The sequence below is a fragment of the Paenibacillus solanacearum genome (assembly GCF_910593845.1).
In the GTDB taxonomy this organism is placed as follows: Bacteria; Bacillota; Bacilli; order Paenibacillales; family NBRC-103111; genus Paenibacillus_G; species Paenibacillus_G solanacearum.
This window is the reverse complement of sequence record NZ_CAJVAS010000109.1, coordinates 1-1335: the sequence shown is the minus strand read 5'-3', so window position 1 is coordinate 1335 and position 1335 is coordinate 1. Positions and strand designations below refer to the sequence as shown.

The window sequence follows — 1335 nt, the reverse complement described above, 5'->3', positions numbered from 1 at the left end:
TCTTGCATGCGCCCCAGACCGCGGCTCTTCGCTCGGTCCATGCCATGAATGTTCTTCGCTTCGGCAAAAACATGTTCGCAACGCGCTCGCATCTTTTGGACACCCCGAAAAGCACCATGCAATTGGATGCGTTTGGCTTCATTAAGGATGCGGATTTGCTCCCCCTTTGCTATGCGTTTAGCTTGCTTGGCCGCATCATGGGTCTTGCGCTTGTAAACGGGAGTTTTTTCAAGGGTTAAATTCCGCAAGCTGACCAAGGAGAGGATGCCGAGCCGTTTCAATCCGCTCAAGTACTCGGGCGTGCCATAAGCTTTATCGGCAGATAAGGTTTGAATGCACAATTCAGGATGTCGAAATCGCATTCCAGCAAGTTGATGCAGACTAACTTCTCTTTCCGCCTTACCCGAAGCTTGACTTGCTCTGCGGTCTAAGACGACGCCGGAACGTACGTCGATCAAATCATGGACGAGGTAACGCGGATACGCTTCTTGTCCTGCACTCTTCTTGTACAAGCGAGAATCGGGGTCACTTGTGCTTCGATGGGTCTGGTTGGAAAAGGACTTTCCGCGGAAGTCTTCATGCACCGCTTGCTCCCCGAGACCTGGCTTGCTGCCGCCGGTTGGCGAGGATGGCGGATCATTCTTCTTGTCGCTCTCGTCCTTTTTCATCCGCTCGTTCTCGGCATGGTCTTCCTTCGATTGGCGTGCCAAATACACCTCGATCGACTCGACCGGAGCAAGCTGAATCTCTTCCAGGCTGTGAATAGAGACATTGGCCCTGACTTGCGTACCGTCGACCGCGGCGTCCACTTTCGTTTTTACGAGACCTGCCGTGATGCATTGGTTGACGACATGACGCATCAGATTATCAAATACGCCATGCTCCCGCCATAATTTACGGGTTTTCACGAGCGTTGTTCGATCCGGCAGTTGAAGACGCGAAGGGGCAGGCTGTTGGACTGATTCGAAGTCCAAACCGCAGAACCATAGATAACCAGCATGCATCGGCAACGTCTCATACAAATTACGCTCCGTATGATTGAACAAGTAGCATAGCAGCATCAATCGGAGCTGGAGTTCAGCATCGGCTGCTGGACGGCCCATATTCTCGCTATACAAGGTTGACGTCCACTCATGGACGATGGATAAATCCAGTACCTCATCTAGTCGACGAAGAATATGTCGTTTGGGCACTAAGGCATCCATGTCGATCATCTGAAATAGTTGTGGCTGGACCCCGGTCCGTTTTGCTGCTCGCATAACTGTTCCTCATTTCTAATCAGGTATTTCTATTATTCTACCATATCGAGTATTCGTGGTGTTTTTCACCACACTT

General features: G+C 50.9%; 1 protein-coding gene. It reads right to left on the bottom strand.

The window, feature by feature from the left end:
- The coding region (locus KXG62_RS33775) for a transposase (protein WP_218096392.1) at positions 1–1259 on the bottom strand (1259 nt) is incomplete at its 3' end.
- Between the last annotated feature and the right edge of the window lie 76 nt (positions 1260–1335).